Raw genomic sequence first — 15,183 nt, forward strand, 5'->3', positions numbered from 1 at the left:
CGGCTCGGCGATCGCCGCCGGGGTGATGCTCAAGTACGTGCTGGCGATGTAGGCCAGCCAGTTCCCGCGGCTGGCATACCGGCCGCGGAGATTTCTCATAAGGAGACGGTGATGAATGAAGCCATAGCATGCTATCCGGAAAACCGGACATCAACACGGGAGGCGGTGGTTGACGCCATGCTGGCGTCAGGCGATGAACTTGCACAACTGCAGCCGGCGCTGAACCTGCTTTCGCCCCCGCTGAACGCCACGCCTGGTGAAGCGCTGCTGGCCAGCTGTTATGAGGCCGGCGCTGACCACAACGCTGACAAGGCGACACGGGCGGTGACTGCCTTACCGGCGGCGGTCGTGCGCTCTGCGACGCCCTCGCTGCAGCGCAGCGGTCTGCTGTGCATGGCGGCCGGGGCGCTCAGCGCCCGGCAACTTCCGCTGACGCACAACCGGCTGTGCGACGTGGCGGGGCAGTTCGCCCGCGCAATCCCTGAAGGCGATGAAGAGGCGGGCAGTGGATTTTATACCGTGCGCAGCGTGTCCCTGCCCGTCTACCGGCGGCTGCGGCGGGATAACCATTCTCACAGCGTCTGTCTGCAGCAGGCGCTGCTGCATTTGCTGGCCTGGAAGAGTGAGTCGCCCTGGGCGCGGCAGCAGGCGCAGCGCCTGCTCTGGCAGGGTGGCGTGCTGGGTGAGAAGGGGGAATTTGCGCTACTGACGCTGGATGATGAGCTTCGCGAGCGACAGATAGTCTGGCCCGCGCTGAGATCGCTGCTGGCGGTGACCGGGTTTCTGGTCAGATACCCGGCCGGTCCGGTATTTAGCGATTAACGAGACTCCCCAAACGGGGAGCCGTTTAGTTGGTGGCCGGGTATTCCTGGACGGCGATATGGAGCGTAATTTTCTTATCATCACGCATGATGACTACCGGAATTTCCGATCCCGGGCGGATCTCGGCCACCTGATCCATCGTCTCCAGTGCAGAGACCGCAGGTTTGTCATTCACGGAGATGATCACGTCGTTGGCGCGGATCCCGGCTTGTGCTGCGGGGCCATCAGGCGCCACATCGTTAACCACGATCCCCTGGATCTGATCGATCCCGCCACCCTGCGCGTGCAGCGGGGCGATCTCCCGGCCGCTAATGCCGATATAGCCGCGGATCACCCGGCCATCCCGGATCAGCTTATCCATAATTTTGGTCGCTAACTGGAACGGGATCGCAAAGCCAATGCCTTCCGGTGTTTCGCCGTCATTGCTTTTGTCAAAGGAGAGGGTGTTAATCCCCATCAGCTCGCCGAGAGAGTTCACCAGCGCCCCACCCGAGTTACCGTGGTTAATCGAGGCGTCAGTCTGCAGGAAGTTCTGGCGGCCGGTGGGGTTGAGGCCAATGCGCCCTGTGGCGCTGATGATCCCCTGAGTGATGGTCTGCCCCAGGTTATAGGGGTTGCCAATCGCCAGGACGACATCGCCAATATGCGGCGTGCGTTTCGGGTTGATCGGGATCACCGGCAGCCCGCCGGTGGCGTTGATCTTCAGCACGGCGAGGTCAGTCAGGGTGTCGGAGCCGACCAGCAGCGCTTCGAAGACGCGGCCGTCCTGAAGCGCGACAATGATCTGATCGGCATCGTTGATAACGTGCTTGTTGGTCAGGATATAGCCGCGCTGGTCCATGATCACCCCGGAGCCAAGCGTCAGCTGATTATGGCTGGTGCTGTTCAGAGCGCGGTTATAGACGTTCACCACGGCGGGCGCCGCGCGGCGTACGGCGGCGTTATAGCTCACAGGGGAGTCGTCTGCCGTATCGTTCTGGGTGGTCGGCGTCAGCTGCCACTGGCGCAGCGATGGCATCAGGGCCAGCAGCAGGCCCCCGACAATCAAACCGATGAGTATCGAACGTAATAACTTTCCAGGCATGATGCAAATATCGTTAATGAATGGTCAGACGCAGCATAGCATGAGTTGTCCGGACATCGCACATGGCGGCGATGTCCGGGAAGACAATCAGCGCAGCAGCAGATAAATGCTTTCGTTGCCGCGGATCACGTTCAGGGCGATGACCGGCGGTTTGCCTTCAAGCACTTTGCGCAGTTCGGCAATCGAGTGAATACGTTCCCGGTTAAGGCCAATGATAATGTCGTCCTTATGCAGGCCGACCTGGGCAGCGGCGCTGCCTTTATCGACATTGTCGATTACCACCCCTTTGGTTCCGTCCTTCATCTGACCATCGCTGAGCGAGGCTCCCTGCAGGGCAGGGATAATCAGCTCGGCGCTGGCGGTGGAGGAAGTGCTCTTATCCAGCGTCACTTCGACATCGACCGGTTTTCCGTCGCGCAGCAGGCCAAGTTTGACCTTGGTGCCCGGTTCGGTGGTGGCGATACGCGAGCGCAGTTCGGCAAAACTGTTCAGCGGCTTGCCGTTCAGACTGACGATGACGTCGCCGGATTTGATCCCCGCTTTGGCGGAACCGGAGTTTGGCAGCACTTCACTGACGAAGGCGCCGCGCTGAACGTCGAGATTCATCGCCTTGGCGATATCGGCGCTCATTTCCATGCCTTTAATGCCCAGCAGGCCGCGTTTGATTTCGCCAAACTGAATGAGCTGGTCGGCGAGGGTTTTCGCCATGTTGCTTGGAATGGCAAAGCCGATGCCGATGCTGCCGCCGCCCGGCGCCAGGATCGCGGTGTTGATCCCGATAAGCTCGCCATTGAGGTTCAGCAGCGCGCCGCCGGAGTTGCCGCGGTTAATCGAGGCATCGGTCTGGATGAAATTCTCCAGCCCTTCAAGATTCAGGCCGCTGCGGCCAAGGGCAGAGATAATGCCGGAGGTGGCAGTCTGGCCAAGGCCGAACGGGTTGCCGACGGCGACGGCGAAGTCGCCGACGCGGAGTTTATCGGAGTCAGCAATGGCGATTTGCGTCAGGTTCGCCGGCTTAACCAGCTGCAGCAGCGCAATGTCGCTCTGTTCATCGCTGCCGACCAGTTTGGCATCAAACTCACGGCCATCGTTCAGCTGGACGCTGATCTTCTGCGCCTGATTGATGACGTGGCTATTGGTCAAGACGTAGCCCTTCGCCGCGTCGATGATGACGCCGGAGCCGAGCCCTTCAAACGGCTGCGCCTGCTCTTGCGGGGCGTTATCGCCAAAATATTTTTTCAGCTCTTCCGGCATATTTTGCGTCGGCGAAGCGGTACCTTCCACCTGCACGCTAACCACCGCTGGCAGGACCTTTTCCAGCATCGGCGCCAGGCTTGGTAACGCGCCCTGGCCGGGCACCTGAGTCGGTAAGGATGCTGCTGCCGGAGGCAGGGCCGACAACGATAACCCAATGCTTAACGCTAACGCACTCAACAGCAAAGTCTGTTTCTTCATTAGATGCTGGCTCTCGTAACCTGAGGTGAATGGAAGAACGTCCTGAATAACCTGATGTTATTGAATTTTTGCACAGGTAACAATGTGGGTACTGGTTTAAATTGTAGCCGGGAAGTGGGGGAAGGAGCGGGCGCGGTGGGTGCGCCCGGAGATATTTTATCAGACGCGATCAATTAATCGCGTTTTGCGCCACCGCGCAGTAAACCGGATGCGCCTTCAGAGTAGTCGCGCGGCATCTGGACAGGGGCCTGATCGTTGCTGGCTTCTGACTCTTCCAGGCGGTTGCGGAACGGGTTGGCGTCTGCCATAGAGTCCGGCAGCAGGTTGTTAGAGCTTTTCGCCATATGCTGATACAGCTGACGATAGTCGTGCGCCATGTTATCCAGCAGTTCGGCGCTGCGCGCGAAGTGGCTGACCAGCTCTTCACGGTATTCTTCAAGCTCGGCTTTATTTTTTTCCAGTTCGAACTGCAGCGCCTGCTGCTGGCGCAGTTTGCGGTTGCCGAAACGCATGGCGACGGCACCAATAATGATACCGACGACTAACCCAATTAGCGCGTATTCCCAGGTCATGAACATCTCCCGTTGTTTTGTGGTTCCGTAGGGTGGCTGTTAGGCTCTCCGCCTGCGCCCGATAGTGCCACTATAACCGCTAATTCCACAGAAGTGGAATCCTGGCGTATCATCGCGTAGTGTAGAACGGCCTTTTTTTCGTCAATCGTGAGCTTCGGCATTACGGTTTTCAAGGAATAACAATTAGATCATGCAAAGCCTGTCTCCAACATCGCGTTACCTTTTAGCCCTGAAAGAGGGCAGCCATCAACCCGACGACGTCCAGCAAGAAGCGGTGAGCCGCCTTGATACCATTTACCAGGAACTGCAGACTCAGCCCGCGCCCGTCGTGTCAGGCGGCGGTTTGCGCGCGAAATTCGGCAAACTGCTGGGTAAGCGCGAACCGGCTGCCGAGGCGGCACCTGTCCGCGGCCTGTATATGTGGGGCGGCGTGGGGCGGGGGAAAACCTGGCTGATGGACCTGTTTTACCAGAGTCTGCCGGGCGAGCGTAAGCAGCGCCTGCATTTTCATCGCTTTATGCTGCGCGTGCACGAAGAGCTGACCACCCTGCAGGGACATAGCGACCCGCTGGAGATTGTCGCCGACCGTTTCAAGGCGGAAACGGATGTGCTCTGTTTCGACGAGTTTTTCGTCTCCGATATTACCGATGCCATGCTGTTGGGCGGGTTGATGAAAGCCCTGTTTGCCCGCGGCATCACCCTGGTCGCCACCTCCAATATTCCGCCGGATGAGCTCTATCGCAATGGCCTGCAGCGCGCTCGTTTTCTGCCTGCTATCGACGCCATCAAGCAGCATTGCGATATTATGAACGTCGATGCCGGCATCGATTATCGTCTGCGTACGCTGACGCAGGCGCACCTGTGGCTGTCGCCGCTGAACAGTGAAACTCGCGAACAGATGGATAAACTGTGGCTGGCGCTAGCCGGGGCGCCGCGCGCGGCTGTCGGCCCGACGCTGGAGATTAACCACCGCGAGCTGCCCACGCTTGGCGTCGAAAACCAGACGCTGGCGGCGTCGTTCGCCACGCTGTGTGTGGATGCCCGTAGCCAGCATGACTATATTGCTCTCTCCCGTCTGTTCCACACCGTGATGCTGCTCGACGTGCCGGTGATGACCGCGCAGCTGGAGAGCGAAGCGCGGCGCTTTATCGCTCTGGTGGATGAGTTCTATGAGCGCCACGTGAAGCTGGTGGTCAGCGCCGCGGTGCCGCTGTACGACATTTATCAGGGTGAGCGGCTGAAGTTTGAGTTTCAACGCTGTCTGTCGCGTCTGCAGGAAATGCAGAGCGAAGAGTACCTCAAGCGCCCGCACATGCCCTGACAGGGCACTTTTTCCCGGCAGATTCAGGGCCGGAAGGCTGCCCCGGGACCTGCCTGAAAAATCTCATAAAGGGGTCGATCTTTGACCCCGACTTCTCTATAATCTTGCGACCCCACGTTACGAGAAGGTTTTTTTCCCGAAACTTTCTATGTGCCGGCATAGGCTATTCGAAGGGGTAGGTTTGCTGGACAATGTCGTGTGAACCTCAACTGACTAAACGTTTGGGTGTTCACCAACGTGTAACTTATTATTTGGGTAAGCTTTTAATGAAAACTTTTACAGCTAAACCAGAAACCGTAAAACGCGACTGGTATGTTGTTGACGCGACCGGTAAAACTCTGGGCCGTCTGGCTACTGAACTGGCTCGTCGCCTGCGCGGTAAGCATAAAGCGGAATACACTCCGCACGTTGATACCGGTGATTACATCATCGTTCTGAACGCAGAAAAAGTTGCTGTAACCGGCAACAAGCGCGAAGACAAAATGTACTACCACCACACCGGCCACATCGGTGGTATCAAAGAAGCGACCTTTGAAGAGATGATTGCCCGCCGTCCTGAGCGTGTGATTGAAATCGCGGTTAAAGGCATGCTGCCAAAAGGCCCGCTGGGTCGTGCTATGTACCGTAAACTGAAAGTTTACGCGGGTAACGAGCACAACCACGCGGCACAGCAACCGCAAGTTCTTGACATCTAATCGGGATTATAGGCAATGGCTGAAAATCAATACTACGGCACTGGTCGCCGCAAAAGTTCCGCAGCTCGCGTTTTCATCAAACCGGGCAACGGCAAAATCGTTATCAACCAGCGTTCTCTGGAACAGTACTTCGGTCGCGAAACTGCCCGCATGGTAGTTCGCCAGCCGCTGGAACTGGTCGACATGGTTGAGAAACTGGATCTGTACATCACTGTTAAAGGTGGTGGTATCTCTGGTCAGGCTGGTGCGATCCGTCACGGTATCACCCGCGCTCTGATGGAGTACGATGAGTCTCTGCGTGGCGAACTGCGTAAAGCAGGCTTCGTTACTCGTGATGCTCGTCAGGTTGAACGTAAGAAAGTCGGCCTGCGTAAAGCACGTCGTCGTCCGCAGTTCTCCAAACGTTAATTGTTTTCTGCTCACGCAGAACAATTTGCGAAAAAACCCGCTCCGGCGGGTTTTTTTATGGATAAAACGGCTGTTATCCACAATCATGCCGCCGCTTTTCGCCACTTTTTCAGCATTTCCAGAATCCCCTCACCACAACGTCTTCAAAATCTGGTAAACTATCATCCAATTTTCTGCCCAAATGCTGGTGATTGTTCATTTTTTGTTTTATTCGTGAACGAAGGTGACATCGCGCTACTGGGGTTTTTACATCTGGCCGGTCATGAGTGACTGGCAGCAGTACAAAATTCTGAATATACCTGGAGGTTTTCATGGCTGTCGCTGCCAACAAACGTTCGGTAATGACGCTGTTTTCTGGTCCTACTGACATCTATAGCCATCAGGTCCGCATTGTGCTGGCTGAGAAGGGTGTCAGTTTTGAGATAGAGCACGTGGAGAAGGACAACCCACCTCAGGATCTGATTGACCTCAACCCGAATCAAAGCGTACCGACGCTGGTGGATCGTGAGCTCACTCTGTGGGAATCTCGCATCATTATGGAGTATCTGGATGAGCGTTTCCCGCATCCGCCGTTAATGCCGGTTTATCCGGTGGCGCGTGGAGAAAGCCGCCTGTATATGCAACGTATCGAGAAGGACTGGTATTCGCTGATGAATACCATCCAGAGCGGTACCGCAGCACAAGCCGATGCTGCGCGTAAGCAGCTGCGTGAAGAACTGCTGGCCATCGCGCCGGTCTTCACCCAGAAACCTTACTTCCTGAGCGACGAGTTCAGCCTGGTAGATTGCTACCTGGCGCCGCTGCTGTGGCGTCTGCCGGTTCTCGGTGTGGAACTGGTTGGCGCAGGCGCGAAAGAGCTCAAAGGCTACATGACTCGCGTATTTGAGCGTGATTCCTTCCTCGCTTCTTTAACTGAAGCCGAGCGTGAAATGCGCCTCGGTCGGGGCTAAATAATGGATGTATCACAGCTGACGCCGCGTCGTCCGTATTTATTGCGGGCGTTTTATGAGTGGCTGCTGGATAACCAGCTGACGCCGCACCTGGTAGTGGATGTCACTCTGCCGGGCGTGCTCGTACCGATGGAGTATGCGCGCGACGGTCAAATCGTTCTCAATATTGCCCCGCGTGCGGTCGGCAATCTGGAGCTGGCGAATGACGAGGTGCGTTTTAACGCGCGCTTTGGCGGCGTTCCGCGCAACGTTTCCGTCCCGCTGGCTGCGGTACTCGCCATCTATGCCCGTGAGAACGGCGCTGGCACGATGTTCGAACCTGAGGCGGCCTATGACGAAGATGTCAGCAGCCTCAACGATGATGACGTCGCGCCTGAGAGCGAAAGCGAAACGGTGATGTCGGTGATTGATGGCGATAAGCCGGATAATCACGACGACGATCCTGACGACACGCCGCCGCCGCGCGGTGGTCGCCCGGCGCTCCGCGTTGTGAAGTAACGCCTGACAGGCCCTCCGGGGCCTGTTTTTTTTGCCTGCCTGCTTTGTTAACCCCGCCACACATCACGCGTCCTGCGGCTGATACTGTTATTGCCACACTTATCTTTCAGGGAGCAGTCATGTCTTTATTGGCACAACTAAATTCGCGTATACACCTTCATGGTGGGTTAATCGTTTCCTGCCAGCCGGTACCGGGCAGTCCGCTGGATAACCCCGCTATCGTCGCGGCAATGGCGCTGGCGGCCGAACAGGCCGGAGCGGTGGCGCTACGCATAGAAGGGCTGGCCAACCTGCAGGCCGTTCGTCCGTTAGTGACGGTGCCCGTTATTGGGTTGATCAAACGCGATTTGCCCGATAGCCCGGTGCGAATTACCCCTTGGCTTGCGGATGTGGATGCCCTGGCGCAGGACGGAGCGGATATTATTGCTATTGACGGCACCCAGCGTCAGCGTCCGGCCACCGTTTCGTCACTGTTAGCTGAAATTCACCAGCAGGGGAAAGTGGCGATGGCCGATTGCTCATCTCTCGACGACGCCCTCGAGTGCTGGCAGTTGGGCGCTGAGATTATCGGTACCACCCTCTCGGGCTATACCGCGAATGAGACACCTGTTGAGCCGGACCTGTCGCTGGTGAAAAGCCTGAGCCTGGCAGGCTGCCGGGTGATTGCCGAGGGGCGCTATAACACGCCAGCCCAGGCGGCGGAGGCGATGCGCTGCGGCGCGTGGGCGGTAACCGTCGGATCGGCGATCACCCGCTTAGAGCATATCTGCGGCTGGTATAATTCGGCACTGAAAGCGGCGGTTTGCCCGGCGAATGAGCAATAAAAAAGCCCGATAGCGTTAACCATCGGGCTTTTATGCGCTAAGGCTCAGAGCCTAATCAGACCTCGAGGTAGTTGAGTATCCCGTCCGCCGCTTTCCGGCCTTCGGCAATCGCTGTCACCACCAGGTCGGAACCGCGAACGATATCGCCGCCGGCGAAGATTTTCGGGTTGCTGGTCTGGAAGGCGTTGTCGCTGCCTTCCGGCGCGATGATGCGGCCCTGAGAGTCCAGCTCGACGCTGTGCTTCGCCAGCCACTCCATGCTGTGCGGACGGAAGCCAAACGCCATTACCACCGCATCAGCCGGCACCACGTGTTCAGAACCAGCGACGATCTCCGCGCGACGGCGGCCTTTCGCGTCCGGCTGGCCCATCTCGGTGCGCGCCATCTTCACGCCGCACACTTTGCCATTGGCATTCACTTCCACACCCAGCGGCTGGACGTTGAACTGGAACTCAACGCCTTCTTCACGCGCGTTTTTCACTTCGCGTTTTGAACCCGGCATGTTCTCTTCGTCACGACGATAGGCACAGATCACGTGCGCCGCATTCTGACGAATGGAGGTCCGCACGCAGTCCATCGCGGTGTCGCCACCGCCGAGCACGACCACGCGTTTGCCTTCCATGCTGACGTAGGGCTCATCAGCGGTTTCACCGAAGCCCATGATCTGCTTGGTGTTAGCGATCAGGAACGGCAGCGCGTCGTAGACGCCCGGGGCGTCTTCGTTGTCCAGTCCGCCGCGCATCGACTGATAGGTCCCGACGCCGAGGAACACGGCATCGTACTCCTTCAGCAGGTCGTCGAGCTGCACGTCGCGGCCCACTTCGATATTGAGTTTGAACTCAATACCCATGCCGGTGAAGATTTCACGGCGGCGGGTCATCACCTCTTTTTCCAGCTTGAACGCCGGGATACCGAACGTCAGCAGGCCACCGATTTCCGGATGGCGGTCAAACACCACCGCTTTGACGCCGTTGCGGGTCAGCACGTCGGCACAGGCGAGGCCCGCCGGGCCAGCACCGATGATAGCGACGGTTTTACCGGTCGGCTTCACGCCGGAGAGATCCGGGCGCCAGCCCATTTCAAACGCTTTGTCATTGATATAGCGTTCGATGTTGCCGATGGTCACCGCGCCGAACTCATCGTTCAGCGTACAGGAGCCTTCACACAGGCGGTCCTGTGGGCAAACGCGCCCGCAGACTTCCGGCAGGGTGTTGGTCTGATGCGACAGCTCAGCCGCCTCAAAAATACGCCCCTCGTTGGCCAGCTTCAGCCAGTTCGGGATGTAGTTATGCACCGGGCATTTCCATTCGCAGTACGGGTTGCCGCAGGAGAGGCAGCGATCTGCCTGCGCCTTGGCCTGGCCTTCTGAAAACGGCTCGTAAATTTCCACAAACTCAATTTTACGGATCTTCAGCGGTTTCTTTGGCGGATCAACGCGCTGCAGGTCGATAAATTGATAAACGTTCTGACTCATCTTAACCCCTTACTGCGCCTGCACCCGCAGCTCAGCTGCGGAACGACTACGGTGACCCAACAGTGCTTTAACATCGCTGGACTTCGGTTTAACCAGCGCAAACTTCGCGGAGAAGGCCGGCCAGTTGGCGAGGATCTCTTCGCCACGTTGCGAACCGGTAAGCTGCACGTGTTCGGTGATTAAACCGCGCAGGTGCTCTTCATGAATAGCCAGAGAATCAACGTCCAGCACTTCCACCAGTTCCGGGTTCACGCGTTTACGGAAGTCGCCATCTTCATCCAGGACATAAGCAAAGCCGCCGGTCATCCCTGCGCCAAAGTTGACGCCGGTTTTACCGAGCACGCAGACGATGCCGCCGGTCATATATTCACAGCCGTTGTCACCGATGCCTTCCACCACGGTGATGGCGCCGGAGTTACGCACGGCGAAACGCTCACCTGCGCGGCCTGCGGCGTACAGACGACCACCGGTCGCGCCGTACAGGCAGGTGTTGCCGATAATGCTGGCTTCGTGGCTGCGGAACGCAGAGCCGACCGGAGGACGAATGGCCAGCAGACCGCCCGCCATGCCTTTACCGACATAGTCGTTGGCATCGCCGGTCAGATGCAGCTCTACGCCACCGGCGTTCCACACGCCGAAGCTCTGGCCCGCAGTGCCGCTAAAGTGGGCGACGATCGGATCCCCGGCCAGTCCCTGGTCACCATGGGTCTGGGCAATATACCCGGACAGCGAGGCCCCCACGGAGCGGTCGGTATTGCGGATATCGAACCAGAACGTTTTGCTCTGCTTTTCATCCACATACGGTTTCGCCTGCTGCAGCAGCTGCGCGTTGAGCACGCCGTTATCGAACGGCGGGTTGTTCTCGGTGCAGTACAGCGCTTTGCCCGGATGCGGCTCTGCGGTTTCCAGCAGTTTACCCAGATCCAGTTTCTGCTGCTTGGCAGTAAACCCATCCAGCTCTTTGAGCAGATCGGTGCGGCCAATCAGATCCACCAGACGCTTGACGCCCAGCTGGGCCATCAGCTCGCGGGTCTCACGGGCGATAAATTCAAAGTAGTTGGTCACTTTGAACGGCAGACCGTGATAGTGGTTCTTACGCAGTTTGTCATCCTGAGTCGCCACGCCGGTCGCGCAGTTATTCAGGTGGCAAATACGCAGGTATTTACAGCCCAGCGCGACCATCGGGCCGGTACCGAAACCGAAGCTCTCTGCGCCGAGGATCGCCGCTTTGATGATATCGAGGCCGGTTTTCAGGCCGCCATCCACCTGCAGACGGATCTTATGACGCAGACCGTTAGCGACCAGCGCCTGCTGGGTTTCCACCAGGCCAAGCTCCCACGGACAGCCGGCATATTTCACCGACGAGAGCGGGCTCGCCCCGGTACCGCCGTCGTAGCCGGCGATGGTGATCAGGTCGGCATAGGCTTTGGCCACGCCGGTGGCGATGGTGCCAACACCCGGTTCAGAAACCAGTTTGACCGAAATCATCGCTTTCGGGTTGACCTGCTTGAGGTCGAAAATCAGCTGTGCCAAATCCTCGATAGAGTAGATATCGTGGTGCGGCGGCGGGGAGATCAGCGTCACGCCCGGTACGGAATAGCGCAGTTTGGCGATGTACGGGGTGACTTTATCACCCGGCAGCTGACCGCCTTCACCCGGCTTCGCCCCCTGGGCGACTTTGATCTGGATGACGTCGGCATTGACCAGATAGGCTGGCGTGACGCCGAAGCGGCCGGACGCGACCTGCTTGATGCGCGACACTTTATTGGTGCCGTAGCGCGCCGGGTCTTCACCGCCTTCACCGGAGTTAGAGAAACCGCCGATGCTGTTCATCGCTTCCGCCAGCGATTCGTGCGCTTCCGGGCTCAGGGCGCCGATCGACATCGCCGCGGTATCGAAGCGCTTGAACAGCTCTTTCGCCGGTTCTACGTCGTCGATACTGATAGCGTCTTCGCCTGGATTGAGCGCCAGCAGATCGCGCAGCGTGGCCGCCGGACGTTCGTTAACCAGCTTCGCGTATTGTTGATAGTCGCTGTATTCGCCGCTCTGCACGGCCTTCTGCAGGGTCTGAACCACGTCCGGGTTGTAGGCGTGATATTCGCCGCCGTGCACGAACTTCAGCAGGCCGCCCTGAGCCAGTGGCTTACGTGCCAGCCAGGCGCGTTTCGACAGATTCAGCAGATCCTGCTGGAAATCGTCGAAGCCAGCGCCGCCGATGCGGCTGACCACGCCCTGGAAGCAGAGATCGGAAACCTCGCGATGCAGACCGACGGCTTCGAACAGCTTCGAGCAGCGGTAGGACGCGATGGTGGAGATCCCCATCTTCGACATGATCTTGTACAGACCTTTGTTGATACCGTTGCGATAGTTCAGCATCACCGCACGGTAGGCTTTATCGATAGCTTTGCTGTCGACCAGCTTCGCCAGGGTTTCATAGGCGAGGTACGGATAGATAGCTGTCGCGCCGAAGCCGAGCAGGACCGCAAAGTGATGCGGATCGCGGGCGCTGGCGGTTTCAACGATGATGTTGGCATCGCAGCGCAGACTTTTATCGACCAGACGGGTCTGGATCGCGCCAACGGCCATCGGCGCCGGTACCGGCAGACGGTCTTTGGCGATGTTGCGGTCGGACAGCACCAGCAGCACGGTACCCTCGCGCACCATTTGCTCTGCTTTGTCACACAAGGCTTTCACCGTCTCGCTGAGCGAGGCCTCTGCCGGGTTAAAGGTGATGTCGAGGACGTCGGCACGATAGTGCTCTTCTTCCATCGTCGTCAGCTGTTTGAAATCGGAGTACAGCAGGATCGGCGATTTGAAGCTCAGACGATGGGCCTGGCCTTCCGCTTCGCAGAAGACATTCATTTCGCGACCGATGCTGGTGGCCAGCGACATGACGTGCGCTTCACGCAGCGGATCGATAGGCGGGTTAGTCACCTGGGCGAACTGCTGACGGAAGTAATCGTAGATAATGCGCGGCTGGCTGGAGAGCACGGCGAAAGGCGTGTCATCGCCCATCGAACCGACTGCTTCCTGGCCATTTTCGCCGAGCACGCGCAGGACGGAGTCCAGCTCTTCCGCGCTGTAGTTAAACTGTTTCTGGTAGCTGGCGAGCGTGTCGTCATCCAGCTGGCGGCTGCCGACTTCTTCTTCCGGCAGATCTTCGAACGGCACCAGGCGACGAACGTTTTTCTCCATCCACTCTTTGTACGGGTGGCGGCTCTTCAGATCGTCATCGGTTTCCGCCGAGTGCAGAATGCGACCGGCGCGGGTATCGATAACCATCAGCTCGCCTGGGCCCACGCGGCCTTTTTCGACCACTTCATCCGGCTGGTAGTCCCAGATACCGACTTCAGAGGCGCAGGTGATGAGCTTATCTTTGGTAATGACGTAGCGCGCCGGGCGCAGGCCATTACGATCGAGGTTACAGGCAGCGTAGCGGCCATCGGACATGACGATGCCCGCCGGGCCGTCCCACGGCTCCATATGCATGGAGTTAAAGTCGAAGAACGAACGCAGCTCCGGATCCATATCCGGGTTGTTCTGCCAGGCTGGCGGCACCAGCAGGCGCATGGCGCGCACGATATCCATCCCGCCGGCCAGCAGCAGCTCCAGCATGTTGTCCATTGAACTGGAGTCAGAGCCGGTTTCGTTCACGAACGGCGCGGCGTCGTGCAGATCCGGGATCAGCGGGGTCTGGAACTTATAGGTACGGGCGCGGGCCCACTGGCGGTTGCCGGTGATGGTGTTGATTTCACCGTTGTGCGCCAGGTAACGGAACGGCTGGGCCAGCGGCCAGCGCGGCACGGTGTTGGTGGAGAAGCGCTGGTGGAACAGACAGATGGCCGACTCCAGGCGCAGATCCGCGAGGTCCAGGTAGAAGCGCGGCAAATCTGCCGGCATACACAGACCTTTATAGATGTTGACCAGGTTGGACAGGCTACAAACGTAGAAATCTTTGTCTTCCTGCAGGCGTTTTTCAATGCGACGACGCGCAATGAACAGACGGCGCTCCATATCGCGCGGGCGCCAGCCAGCCGGGGCGTTCACAAAGATTTGCTCAATACGGGGCAGCGAGGAGAGGGCGATTTCACCGAGGACGCCTTCGTTGGTCGGCACATCGCGCCAGCCGACAATCGACAGGGTCTCAAGCTGAAGTTCTTCTTCAACGATGCGGCGCGCCGCTTTAGCCAGCTCAGGATCTTTATTCAGGAACAGCATCCCAACGGCGTAGTTTTTGGCTAAACGCCAGCCGCGCTCTTCAGCAACGATGCGGAAGAAACGATCGGGTTTTTGCAGCAGCAGACCGCAACCATCGCCGGTTTTACCATCGGCAAGGATTGCGCCACGGTGCTGCATGCGGGCCAGTGCGTGTATCGCGGTTCGCACTACCTTGTGGCTAGGTTCGCCTTCTATGTGGGCGATCAGGCCGAAACCACAGTTATCCCTCTCAAGGGATTTGTCGTACAACATATCAGTGAACCTCCCCAGGCTCTACGGACACCCTCCGATACCGATTGCGCACAGGCACAGAAAGAGCATGGCGACGGGGTTTGCACCTCGCATTCGCCCTCTTTAAATCCTTTTCGCATCGGTACACAAGTTTGAGGACTTGCTGTTAAGAGGGAATCTCAATTACTGCATAAATATGATGAGCAGAGTGCTCATCCAGAAAGCTTCCAGCGGATCCCCAACTTATCGGGAATCCACACTTACGTCAAATGGCAATCTTATTAATACAAAAATGTGCTATACAGGCGTTAACTTATTGTTTTAAAAATAAATAGCACCATTTTTTGTGCTCTTGATACGCCTGCTGAGGGTAAGGCTAGTGTGATCTGTCTCACTGTGCGCGCGGCTTTGCGTTACCGTTATGCGCTGAAATATATTCCACTGTTAGCATATTTGACTACAATGTATTTTCATGGTGGATATTAATACTGTTTTTTGCCGTGAAGAAGATTAGGGCTATCCGCAGGTGAAATATAAGGAAAACTCATCACCGCAGAGGTGAATGAAATTGCAGTAATCATGATTGTTTATGCAATGAGGGTGGCCGCCGCGCTGACGATTGATCCAGGTC

The 15,183-nt window shown here is 57.8% G+C and carries 13 protein-coding genes; 8 read left to right on the forward strand and 5 right to left on the reverse strand.

What is annotated here, in order from left to right:
- Positions 1-111: 111 nt before the first annotated feature.
- Entirely contained in the window at positions 112-822 is a 711-nt protein-coding gene (locus tag CWM61_RS26415; RefSeq protein ID WP_100632180.1) for a hypothetical protein, read from the forward strand.
- Positions 823-847: 25 nt separating this feature from the next.
- Here the strand turns inward: CWM61_RS26415 and degS are convergent, their stop codons facing one another.
- From degS to zapG, 3 genes are all read right to left on the reverse strand, one after another.
- On the reverse strand, positions 848-1,906 hold the full coding sequence (gene degS, locus CWM61_RS26420) for an outer membrane-stress sensor serine endopeptidase DegS (protein ID WP_008806667.1): 1,059 nt from the start codon (positions 1,904-1,906) through the stop codon (positions 848-850).
- An 87-nt stretch (positions 1,907-1,993) separates the two neighbouring features.
- Complete coding sequence (gene degQ, locus CWM61_RS26425; RefSeq protein ID WP_061153177.1) at positions 1,994-3,361, reverse strand: serine endoprotease DegQ; 1,368 nt, start codon at positions 3,359-3,361, stop codon at positions 1,994-1,996.
- Positions 3,362-3,534: 173 nt separating this feature from the next.
- Positions 3,535-3,933, reverse strand: coding sequence for a Z-ring associated protein ZapG (gene zapG, locus CWM61_RS26430; protein WP_012540461.1), 399 nt, complete (start codon positions 3,931-3,933; stop codon positions 3,535-3,537).
- Between the two features lie 190 nt (positions 3,934-4,123).
- On the opposite strand from zapG, the gene zapE reads away from it, so the two are divergent.
- The 7 genes from zapE to CWM61_RS26465 all read left to right on the forward strand — a co-directional run bounded on the left by zapE (position 4,124) and on the right by CWM61_RS26465 (position 8,629).
- On the forward strand, positions 4,124-5,254 hold the full coding sequence (gene zapE / locus CWM61_RS26435) for a cell division protein ZapE (RefSeq protein WP_074387483.1): 1,131 nt from the start codon (positions 4,124-4,126) through the stop codon (positions 5,252-5,254).
- 266 nt (positions 5,255-5,520) lie between these two features.
- Positions 5,521-5,949, forward strand: a complete 429-nt coding sequence (gene rplM / locus CWM61_RS26440) for a 50S ribosomal protein L13 (protein WP_002918559.1) — start codon at positions 5,521-5,523, stop codon at positions 5,947-5,949.
- A gap of 15 nt (positions 5,950-5,964) precedes the next feature.
- Positions 5,965-6,357: a 30S ribosomal protein S9 gene (gene rpsI, locus CWM61_RS26445; protein WP_000829815.1), complete on the forward strand. Its 393-nt coding sequence runs from the start codon at positions 5,965-5,967 to the stop codon at positions 6,355-6,357.
- Between the two features lie 57 nt (positions 6,358-6,414).
- Positions 6,415-6,627 (forward strand): hypothetical protein, encoded by a 213-nt coding sequence (locus CWM61_RS29595; protein ID WP_136049768.1) that lies wholly within the window; start codon positions 6,415-6,417, stop codon positions 6,625-6,627.
- A gap of 41 nt (positions 6,628-6,668) precedes the next feature.
- Entirely contained in the window at positions 6,669-7,307 is a 639-nt protein-coding gene (gene sspA, locus CWM61_RS26455) for a stringent starvation protein SspA (protein WP_002918467.1), read from the forward strand.
- 3 nt (positions 7,308-7,310) lie between these two features.
- Entirely contained in the window at positions 7,311-7,805 is a 495-nt protein-coding gene (gene sspB / locus CWM61_RS26460; protein WP_008806663.1) for a ClpXP protease specificity-enhancing factor, read from the forward strand.
- 119 nt (positions 7,806-7,924) lie between these two features.
- On the forward strand, positions 7,925-8,629 hold the full coding sequence (locus CWM61_RS26465; protein ID WP_100632181.1) for an N-acetylmannosamine-6-phosphate 2-epimerase: 705 nt from the start codon (positions 7,925-7,927) through the stop codon (positions 8,627-8,629).
- A 55-nt stretch (positions 8,630-8,684) separates the two neighbouring features.
- Here the strand turns inward: CWM61_RS26465 and gltD are convergent, their stop codons facing one another.
- The gene (gene gltD, locus CWM61_RS26470; protein ID WP_074387485.1) at positions 8,685-10,103 is read right to left on the reverse strand and encodes a glutamate synthase subunit GltD; all 1,419 of its coding nucleotides are present in this window, start codon (positions 10,101-10,103) and stop codon (positions 8,685-8,687) included.
- A gap of 9 nt (positions 10,104-10,112) precedes the next feature.
- Positions 10,113-14,573 carry a glutamate synthase large subunit gene (gene gltB / locus CWM61_RS26475; RefSeq protein WP_008806660.1) on the reverse strand — a complete coding sequence of 1,487 codons (4,461 nt, stop codon included), beginning with the start codon at positions 14,571-14,573 and terminating at the stop codon, positions 10,113-10,115.
- Positions 14,574-15,183: the final 610 nt, after the last annotated feature.

The organism is Klebsiella sp. K-Nf6, from assembly GCF_002806655.1.
In the GTDB taxonomy this organism is placed as follows: domain Bacteria; phylum Pseudomonadota; class Gammaproteobacteria; order Enterobacterales; family Enterobacteriaceae; genus Klebsiella; species Klebsiella variicola.